Source organism: Delftia sp. ASV31 (assembly GCF_016428765.1).
GTDB lineage: Bacteria > Pseudomonadota > Gammaproteobacteria > Burkholderiales > Burkholderiaceae_C > Comamonas > Comamonas acidovorans.
On sequence record NZ_JAELTK010000143.1, the window covers coordinates 1 to 8,922 of the forward strand.

Consider the following 8,922-nt stretch of genomic DNA (forward strand, 5'->3'; position numbering starts at 1 on the left):
GCATGCGCAGCGCGGCATCCAGCTCATCGGCGGTGGGCGCGCCAAAGCGCAGCATGGGCGGCGCGGCGAATGCCAGCCGCCCATGCTCCTGCCGTATCTGCACCAGTCCCGCCCCGCACTCCTGGACGATGTGGCCTGCGTTCCTGGGCGCACCGTGCTGGGACAGCCAGGCATGGCAGCTGCCCAGCGTGGGATGGCCGGCAAAAGGCATCTCCCGGTCCAGCGTGAAAATCCTCACGCGGTAGTCGGCCTGCGCCTGCGTGGGCGGCAGCAGGAACGCGGTTTCGGAGAGGTTGAACCAGCGTGTCAGCTGCTGCATCTGTGCGGTGGTCAGCGCCTGCCCACCGGTGATCACGGCCAGCGGATTGCCGGACAGCGGGCCGCTGGCGAAAACGTCGACCATATGAACGGCAATGCTCATGAAGACGGTCCTTGTTGCATGGAAAGGAAAAGAAAGGGAGACGGGCGACGGGCCCGATCTGCGCTATGGCCGCACATCGGCGCGATGCACCACATGGACCTTGTTGCCGTCGGGATCGCGCAGGTAGGCGCCGTAGTAGCCATCGCCGTAGTGCGGGCGCGGGCCGGGCGGGCCTTCGTCGCTGCCGCCCCGGGCCAGGCCGGCGGCATGGGCCGCGTCCACCGCGTCGGGCGACGGGGCCACAAAGGCCACCATGGCGCCATTGCCCGCCGTGGCCGGCTCGCCGTTGAAGGGGCTGTAGACATAAAAGCGCGGCAAGGCCGCCGGCGGCGCCACCCAGCACAGCGCGGCCGGCCCGCCATCGGGCTGGACGGCGCGGCGCTGCAGTCCCAGCGGGAAAAGCACCGCGTCATAGAAGCGGCCGGCCCGCTCGAGATCACGGGCGCCGACGGTGATGTGGCTGAACATGGAGTGAACGTTACACTATCGACAAATGAAATAGTGTCACGGCACACTCATTTTTTCCTTGCCCCGACCATGCTCCTGCCCTCCCCCTGGACGCCCCGTCTTGCGCGCATTGAAGCCAGTGCCGCCGAGCGGCTGGCGCGCGCCCTGGCCGACGACATCGTCGAAGGCCGGCTGGCCGGCGGCGACCGCCTCCCCGCCCACAGGGACCTGGCCGACAGGCTGCAGATCGGCCTGGGCTCGGTGACCAGGGCCTATGCGCTGCTGGAGCGCCGGGGGCTGACACGCAGCGTCAGGGGCCGGGGCACCTTCGTGGCGTCACAGCAGGCGCAGGCTGGCGAGGACATCGACCTGTCTTCCAACGCGCCGCCGGCCGCCATCAGTGCGCGCGTCCTGGCTCGTACGCTGACCGGGATTGCGCGCAGCATCGATACCGATCATTTCAACTTCTATGCCCCGCCCCAGGGCCACCTGGAGCATCGCCGCGTGCTCGCGCGCTGGCTGCAGACGCTGGGCCTGAACGTGGAACCCGACCACATGGTGCTGACCAGCAGCGCGCGCCAGGCGCTGTCCCTGGCCTTCGATCTGGTCTGCCAGCCCCGGGGCCGGCTGCTGACCGAGCGCATCACCTACCCCGGCGCCATTGCCCTGGCCCGGCGCAAGGGGTATGCCCTGCAGGGCCTGGCGATCGACGCTCAGGGCCTGCTGCCGCAGGCGCTGGCCGAGGCGCTGGAGGGCATTCCCGCCGCCGAAGGCAAGGTGGTCTACCTCACCCCCACGCTGCACAACCCGACCACGGCCACCATGGGCGCGGAGCGCAGGCAGGCGATCGTGGACATCTGCCGCAGCGCAGGCGCCTGGATCATCGAGGACGGCGTGTATGCCGCCTGCTTGCCCGATCACGCACCCTTGGCCCATCTGGCCACGCTGGCGCCCGAGATCACGCTGCATGTGAACGGGCTGTCCAAGTCCCTGGGCCCGGGGCTGCAGGTGGGCATGCTGGTGCTGCCCGCTTCGCTGTGCGGCGCGGCTGTGGAGCTTGTGCAGGAGATGTCCATGGCGCCTTCGGCCCTCTCCTGCGCCGTGATCGATGAATGGCTGTCGCACGGCGTGGTCGCTTCCCTGCAGGCCGACCTGCGCCATGAGGCACAGCGGCGCTGCCGGCTGGCCGCATCACACCTCGCCCCGCACCTGAGTGGCTCCGGCCTGGTGCTGCACCCCGAGGCCTACAACGCCTGGCTGCCCATGGAGCGCGAAGCCGCCGGCCGCCTGGTATCGGCCGCAGCGGCGCTGGGCTTGAAGCTGACCGATCCGGGCTCGCTCATGGTGGACCCGCAGGAGCAGGCCAGCGGGCTGCGCATCTGCCTGGGTGCGCCGCGTTTCGACACGCTGGACGGCGCCCTGGCGCAGTTGGCCCGGCTGCTTACTGCGGCGCCCTGAGCTTGTGCTGCAGCGCCCTGGCCACGGCGCCCAGCACGGGGACCTTGGCGAAGATTTCCTCCACCGGGTCCCAGAAATCCCGGTGCGTCGCCACCAGCCCGTCGCCATCGAACTGCAGGTAGCTGGTGCCGCAGATGTGCATGGGCTGGCCGGATGCCCGCACAAAGCCCAGCTCCCACAGCAAAAAGCCGCTGTCGCCCTGCACCGCGCCGTGGCTGACGGCGAAGCGGGGCCGGTCGAGCTGCTCGAACATGTGGGCAAACACGCGCTGAATGGCAGCGTGGCCGCGCACCTCGTTGAACGGGTCCTTGAACAGGGCCTGCTCGGCATACAGGGACAGCAGCGCCGGCAGGTTGTCGCGGCGCAGGGCCTCGTAGGCCTGGGCCAAGCGGGCCAGTCGCGGATCGGATATGCCGCTGCTCATGGGTTTCATGCTCCGGTGAAGCGGCGGACCGCAGAGAAATACCAGGCGTCTGGCAGGCAGCGCAGCAGGCGCACCCAGCGCGTGAAGCGGCGCGGGAAATTCATCTCGAAACGCCCCTGCGCCCAGCCTTGCAGCATATGCCGGGCCGCCTCCTCGGCGCCGATCAGGGCCGGCATGCTGAAGCTGTTTTGCGCCGTCAGCGGCGTATCGACAAAGCCGGGATTGATGATGGACACGCCCAGGCCCAGGCCATGCAGGTCCAGATAGAGGTTTTCCGCAAGGTTGTTGAGCGCCGCCTTGGTGGGGCCGTAGGCCAGGGACATGGGCAGTCCCCGGTAGCCGGCCACCGAGCCGACCAGGGCCAGATGGCCCCGGCCAGCCTTGAGCAGCATGGGCAGCGCGGCATCGAGCAGGTGCAGCACGCCGCCATAGTTCACGGCCAGGTGGTGCTGCATCTCGGCCAGGTCGAACTCGGTGGCGCGCAGGGGCCGGTAGTGGCCCGCGCAGTAGAGGATCAGGTCGGGCGCCCCGCCCGCGTGGGCCAGCACGGCCTGGGCGGCCGCATCCACGGCGGCGGCATCGGTCACGTCCAGCGGCAGGGCCAGGCAGCCCTCGCGGCCGCGCACGAAGTCCTGCAGCGCGCCGCCGTGCCGGGCGGAGACGATCACCCGGGCGCCCTGCCGGTGCAGCGCCTCGGCCGTGGCACGCCCTATGCCCGAGGAGGCGCCCACCACCCATGCCGAGCGTCCCTTCCAGTCAGCCAGCAGCGGGTTCAGCCCGCGCGAGAACAGCGGCATGGCCCATCACTCCTTGACAAAGGACAGCGTCACATCGCCCAGGTGCACGCCGAGCTTGCTCATGGCCGTGCGGTTGAGCAGGGTGCGCCCGTCCATGAGGTACATCCAGTCATCCATGTGGACGTTCCAGACCCGCCCATTCACGGGCAGGGCCAGCACATAGCTCCAGCGGAAGGCATTGCCCGCGCCCTGGCCCTGGGCCTCGCCCACCACGTCGTCGGCCCGGCCGCTGTAGCGGCCGTCGCCCAGGTGGCGGATATGCCAGACCCGCTCCTGCGTGCTGCCGTCGCTGTAGACGAAGTGCTCCTCCAGGGATCCCTCGTCGCCATTCCAGCGGCCCGTCATGCGCACGGTGAATCGCTTGACCACCTTGCCCGATCGGTCCGTGAACATGCCGTGCGCGGTCAGCGGCCCGTTGAAATACTGGCGCAGGTCCAGCGTCGGCTGCTCCTTGGCGTAGTCCTGGACCGAAGGCCCGGCACAGCCCGCCAGGGACAGTGCCAATGCCGCCCCCAGGCAGACGCGCCGCAGCGGCGAAAACGAAGCGGAGTGGGTGATGTGGCTCATGTGTGACTCCAGGAAGAATGCAATCGCTCGGCGCGCCAAAGCAGCAGCGCCGCCGCCAGCTTGAGCAGGCAGGGCAGCCCGCCATAGGCCCAGGCCAGCGCCTGCAGCCCGGCCGGGTCGGTGCCGCCGCTGCGGTAGCCCGCGGCGGACAGCAGGGGCAGGGCCAGGCCCGCAGCCAGGGCCAGGTTGAGCTTGGTGGCGCAGGTCCACCAGCCCAGGTAGCGGCCTTCGCCCCGGCCGCCCTGGCCCGACTCGTGGATCACGCCCGTGAGCAGTGCGCCCGGCAAGGCCAGGTCCGCGCCCAGGGCCAGCCCGCTGGCCAGGCAGATCACGGCAAAGGCCATGGCGTCGCCCGTGCCCAGCCAGGGCGTGAAGCCGAAGGCCAGCACGCTGGCCAGCATGCCCGCCCGCCAGCTGGGCGCCAGGCCCCAGCGCGAGACGGCCTTCACCCACAGCGGCAGGCCCAGCGCCGCCGCGCCAAAGAAGCACAGCAGCAGCAGGGGCTGCAGTGCAGGCGCCTGCAGCCTGTCGGCCACAAAAAAGGGCAGCAAGGTCGCAGGAACGGCCGCGGCCACGCCATTGAGCATGAAGATGGCCAGCAGCCGGCGAAACCCGGCATCCGCCCACGGAGAAGTGGACGAGGCCAGGGCGGCCGACGCCGGGGACTCCGGTTGCGGCATGCGGGGCGCAGAGGACACATGGGACACATGGGACACATGGGGCGCAGGAGCCACGGGCGCCCGGAGCCGGTACAGCCCCATCAGCCCCAGCGCCAGGCCCAGCGCCAGCACGGCGCTGGTGGCGTCAAGGCCCATCACGGCCGGCAGCACGCTGGCCAGCAGCACGCCCGCCAGCGTGGCGCCCTCGCGCCAGGCCGTCACACGGGCACGCCAGGCGGGCTGGCCGCCCCAGCGGGTGCCCCAGGCCTGGTGGAGGATGGTGACGAAGCTGTAGGCCAGCGTGCACACCAGCAGGCTGCCGGCCAGCCAGCCCAGCATGGCGGCCTCGGAGCCGCGCGGCGGATGCCACAGCGCTCCGAAACCCAGCACCATCAGCAGGCTGCCCAGCGCAGCCGCCCGCCAGGCCGGCCGCACACCGCCGCGCAGCAGCCTGTCGGCCTGGCGGCCAATGGCCGGATCGACCACGGCATCGAGCGCCCGCGTGGCCAGCAGCACCGCGCCCAGCCCGGCCAGCGGCGCGCCGGCCACGCTGGCGTAGTGGTAGGGCAGGTTCACATACAGGGGCAGGGACACAAAGGCCAGCGGCGCGGCCAGCCCGCCATAGGCCAGCCCTGTGCGCCAGGGCAGCACGGGGGCGGGAGCGGGGACTGGGACGGAGGTCATGGCATGGTCCGCTGGCGTTCAGCCCTGGCCCAGCAGCGAGGTGCGCATGGCAGGCGCCGAGGTCTGCGGCGACAGCCAGATGCCGAAGAACAGGCGCGCATAGTCGGCATCGCGCAGCTGCGCCGTCTGCCGGCCGTTGTGGAAAAAGCGCACATCGCCCTGGCCGTCGTTCAGGCCCAGCAGCCGGTCCTTGGCCACCACATCGGGAAAGGCCTGCTTCATCAGGTCCAGCCATTGGCGGGCCTGCTCTTCGGTGAAGCTGCCGACCCTGCGCATTTCGGCGATGGAGCGCTCGGCGATGGCCGCGCCTTCGAGCTTGCGGTCGTAGACCAGCTCCAGCGCAAACGGGTGGCGGGCGTAGTCCTCGGGCAGCAGTCCGGGCGCAGCCCACAGCCGCGCCTCATAGACGCGCAGGCCGAAAAAGCGCAGCACGGCCGTGCCCATCAGGCGCGCGGACGGCAGGGCGCTGCGCAATTCGGCCGGAAGTTCGGCGGTCGGGGTGATGGCGTGCAGGGCGTTGGACATGGTGATCAATGAAGGGGCAAGGACGCAGGCGGCGCCCCAGGCCAGGGCCTTTCGGCGGGGTGCATGCGGCGCGCGGCACGCGTGGGGTTGCGGGGTCGTCATGGCAGGGGCTTGCGCAGCGTGAACTGGACGACATCGGTGTTGCCGGTGTCGAAGGCCGCCTCGCAATACGCCAGGTAGAAGGTCCAGATGCGCACGAAGCGTTCGTCAAAGCCCTGGGCACGCACGGCCTCCAGGCGCTCCTCGAAGGACTGGCGCCAGCGCCTGAGCGTTTCCGCATAGTCGCGGCCGAAGGCCATGCGGCGCTCCACCACCAGGCCGGCGCGGTGCGCCTCCTGCTCGAAGGCGGGGATGCTGGGCAGCAGGCCGCCCGGGAAGATGTACTGCTGGATGAAGTCGGTGGAGCGCAGATAGCGCGCGAACAGATCCTCGCGCAGCGTGATGGTCTGTATGCAGGCCAGGCCCCCGGGCTTGAGGCAGTCGCGCAGCGTCTGGAAGTAGCCGCGCCAGTATTCGCGGCCCACGGCCTCGAACATCTCGATGGAGACGATGGCATCGAAGGGCTCGCCCGCATGGCGCGCGGGCAGGTCGCGGTAGTCCTGGTAGCGCAGCTCCACCGCGTCGGCCAGGCCCGCCTGCTGCATGCGCTGCTGCCCCCAGACCAGTTGCTCGCGCGACAGGGTCACGCCCGTGACCCGGGCTCCGAACTCCTGCGCCGCCGCCTCGGCCAGGCCGCCCCAGCCGCAGCCGATTTCCAGCAGGCGCTGGCCGGGCTGCAGCCGCACCTCGTCCAGCGTGCGCCTGAGCTTGGCCTGCTGGGCCTCCTGGAGGTCCGCGTTGCGCAGCGCTTGGCCCGTGCGGCCCTGGAACCAGGCCGCGCTGTAGCTCATGCCCGGGTCCAGCCACAGGCGGTAGAAATCATTGCCCAGGTCGTAATGGGCATGGATGTTCCTGGCACTGCCGGCCCGCGTATTGCGTTGCAGCAGATGGCGCAGGCGGTAGCCCAGCCGGCCCCACCAGCTGCCATAGACCAGGCTTTGCACATGGTCGCGGTTGACCATGCACAGCCGCAGCAGGGCGGCCAGGTCGGGGCTGTCCCATTCGCCGGCGATATAGCCTTCGGCCAGCCCGATGTCGCCCGATTTGAGCGTGCGCTCCAGCGCCTGCCAGTCGTGCAGCACGCAATGCGCATCGGCAGCCCCCGACGGCGGGCGGGGCAGGTGCAGCAGGCGGCCATCGGGCTGCTCCAGGTCCAGCTGCCCGTGGGGCAGGCGTTCGAGCAGGTTCAGCACCCGGCGCGCCCGTGCAGGCGTGCGGCGCGGCGTTGCCGCGGAGGGGCTCAGCAGGGGGGCGGCGGTAGTGTTCATCGTGTGACGAAGCGCTTGGGCTCGGAGGGTTTGCCATGGAAAGGCACGCGCTTGGCCCAAAGGCGCAGCGCATGCCAGTGGATGCGGGCGACCACGCCCAGCGTCATCAGGGGCGTGCCGAAGAAGGCGCGGCGCACCGTGGCGCCGTCGAGCGGGTGCAGCACGCCGCCCACGCTGGTCTGCAGCAGCGGGCCGTCCTCGTCGTGCAGGTCCACGCGCGCCAGGGTGCGGTCTTCGCCGCGCTCGAAGCGGAAGCGGTACTCGCCGCGCACCTCGCAGAACGGCGAGACATGGAATTGCTTGCGCGCCACCTGCTCGCGGCCCCAGTCCAGGTCCGGCCCCGCCAGCAGATAGGCATGGCGCTCGCCAAAGGTGTTGTTGACCTCGGCCAGCACGGCGGCCAGCGAGCCGTCGGCGCGGTGCGCATACCAAAAGCTCACGGGCTTGAACACATAGCCCAGCACGCGCGGGAAGGTGTGCAGCCAGACCTCGCCATCGGCGTCGGCTATGCCTTCGCTGTGCAGCAGCTGCTCGAACCAGGCCAGTGCGTCGCAGCCGCCCTCGCCGTGGTCGCTGTCATGAAAGCTCAGCCAGCCCAGCCGGTTGCGCCGCAGCGCGGCGTCCGGCTGCGTGCGCAGGCTGCGCAGCGGCAGCATCAGAAAATAGCCGGGATAGCGGAAGGCATGCTCGACAGGCCGCAGGCGGCGGTGCCAGACATGGCCGAAGCCGATGAGGGGGCGGGCCGTCATGCGACCCCCTCGAAGGCCGCGCTGGCGGGCAGGACGGGCAAGGCCGGCAGGGCGCGCAGCAGGCCATCGGCCGCGTCCAGTCCCGAGCGCAGGCCATCTTCGTGAAAGCCGTAGCCGCACCATGCGCCGCAGAACCAGGTCCGGCGCTGGCCCTGCACGTCGGCCACGCGGCCCTGGGCCTCGATGGCCGCCAGATCGAACACCGGGTGGCTGTAATCGATGCGCGCATGGACCTGGCCTTCATCGATCGGGCGCACCGGGTTCAGCGAAACCATCACGGGCTGCTGCCACGGCAGGGGCTGCAGGCGGTTGAGCAGGTAATGCAGGCAGACGCCGGCCTGGTCCCGCCCCGGGTCGGCCGCGCGTTCGTAGTTCCAGGCGGCCCAGGCCGCCTGCCTGCGCGGCAGCACGCTGGCATCGGTGTGCAGAACGGCCTGGTTGGGCTGGTAGCGGATGGCGCCCAGCACGCTGCGCTCCTGTGGCGTGGCATCGCTGCCGAGCAGGCGCAGGGCCTGGTCGCTGTGGCAGGCCAGCACCACGGCGTCGAACGGCTCCGTGCCGTTCGCCGTCTGCAGCAGCGCGCCGTGCGCGGCGCGGCGCAGGCCCAGCACGGGCGCATTCAGGCGCGCCTCGTGGCGGCCGTCCTTCAGCAGCGCGGCCACCATGCGCCGCACGTACTGGCGCGAGCCGCCGCGCACCGTGTGCCACTGCGGCCGGTCCGTGACCTGGATCAGTCCATGGTTGTGGCAAAAGCGGATCAGCGTGGCCACGGGAAAGCGCAGCATCTGGTCGGTGGGGCAGGACCAGATGCAGCCCATCATGGG

At 70.6% G+C, this 8,922-nt stretch carries 11 protein-coding genes; 1 reads left to right on the forward strand and 10 read right to left on the reverse strand.

Going from position 1 to position 8,922, the window contains the following annotated elements:
- Both JHD82_RS27930 and JHD82_RS27935 read right to left on the reverse strand, forming a co-directional pair.
- On the reverse strand, positions 1 to 421 hold a 421-nt coding region (locus JHD82_RS27930; protein ID WP_199140085.1), incomplete at its 3' end, for a PhzF family phenazine biosynthesis protein.
- A gap of 63 nt (positions 422 to 484) precedes the next feature.
- On the reverse strand, positions 485 to 889 hold the full coding sequence (locus JHD82_RS27935) for a VOC family protein (RefSeq protein WP_012207674.1): 405 nt from the start codon (positions 887 to 889) through the stop codon (positions 485 to 487).
- A 69-nt stretch (positions 890 to 958) separates the two neighbouring features.
- Between JHD82_RS27935 and JHD82_RS27940 the strand changes: the two genes are divergently transcribed.
- The gene (locus tag JHD82_RS27940) at positions 959 to 2,326 is read left to right on the forward strand and encodes a PLP-dependent aminotransferase family protein (RefSeq protein WP_199140087.1); all 1,368 of its coding nucleotides are present in this window, start codon (positions 959 to 961) and stop codon (positions 2,324 to 2,326) included.
- Here the strand turns inward: JHD82_RS27940 and JHD82_RS27945 are convergent.
- From JHD82_RS27945 to JHD82_RS27980, 8 genes are all read right to left on the reverse strand, one after another.
- A complete protein-coding gene (locus tag JHD82_RS27945; protein WP_199140089.1) occupies positions 2,310 to 2,750 on the reverse strand; it encodes a nuclear transport factor 2 family protein in 441 nt (146 codons plus the stop codon). The two genes, JHD82_RS27940 and JHD82_RS27945, sit on opposite strands and share 17 nt — an antisense overlap.
- A 5-nt stretch (positions 2,751 to 2,755) precedes the next feature.
- Positions 2,756 to 3,547, reverse strand: a complete 792-nt coding sequence (locus JHD82_RS27950) for an SDR family oxidoreductase (protein WP_199140091.1) — start codon at positions 3,545 to 3,547, stop codon at positions 2,756 to 2,758.
- Positions 3,548 to 3,553: 6 nt separating this feature from the next.
- Entirely contained in the window at positions 3,554 to 4,114 is a 561-nt protein-coding gene (locus tag JHD82_RS27955; RefSeq protein ID WP_012207678.1) for a DUF3833 domain-containing protein, read from the reverse strand.
- Positions 4,111 to 5,457: an MFS transporter gene (locus tag JHD82_RS27960; RefSeq protein WP_199140093.1), complete on the reverse strand. Its 1,347-nt coding sequence runs from the start codon at positions 5,455 to 5,457 to the stop codon at positions 4,111 to 4,113. Before JHD82_RS27960 ends, JHD82_RS27955 begins: the two co-directional genes overlap by 4 nt.
- Before the next feature lie 18 nt (positions 5,458 to 5,475).
- Complete coding sequence (locus JHD82_RS27965) at positions 5,476 to 6,084, reverse strand: hypothetical protein (protein WP_199140095.1); 609 nt, start codon at positions 6,082 to 6,084, stop codon at positions 5,476 to 5,478.
- Positions 6,081 to 7,349: a cyclopropane-fatty-acyl-phospholipid synthase family protein gene (locus JHD82_RS27970; protein WP_199140097.1), complete on the reverse strand. Its 1,269-nt coding sequence runs from the start codon at positions 7,347 to 7,349 to the stop codon at positions 6,081 to 6,083. The genes JHD82_RS27965 and JHD82_RS27970 overlap by 4 nt, the downstream gene beginning before the upstream one ends.
- On the reverse strand, positions 7,346 to 8,098 hold the full coding sequence (locus JHD82_RS27975) for a DUF1365 domain-containing protein (RefSeq protein ID WP_013800469.1): 753 nt from the start codon (positions 8,096 to 8,098) through the stop codon (positions 7,346 to 7,348). The genes JHD82_RS27970 and JHD82_RS27975 overlap by 4 nt, the downstream gene beginning before the upstream one ends.
- The coding region (locus JHD82_RS27980) for an NAD(P)/FAD-dependent oxidoreductase (protein ID WP_199140099.1) at positions 8,095 to 8,922 on the reverse strand (828 nt) is incomplete at its 5' end. The genes JHD82_RS27980 and JHD82_RS27975, both read right to left, overlap by 4 nt.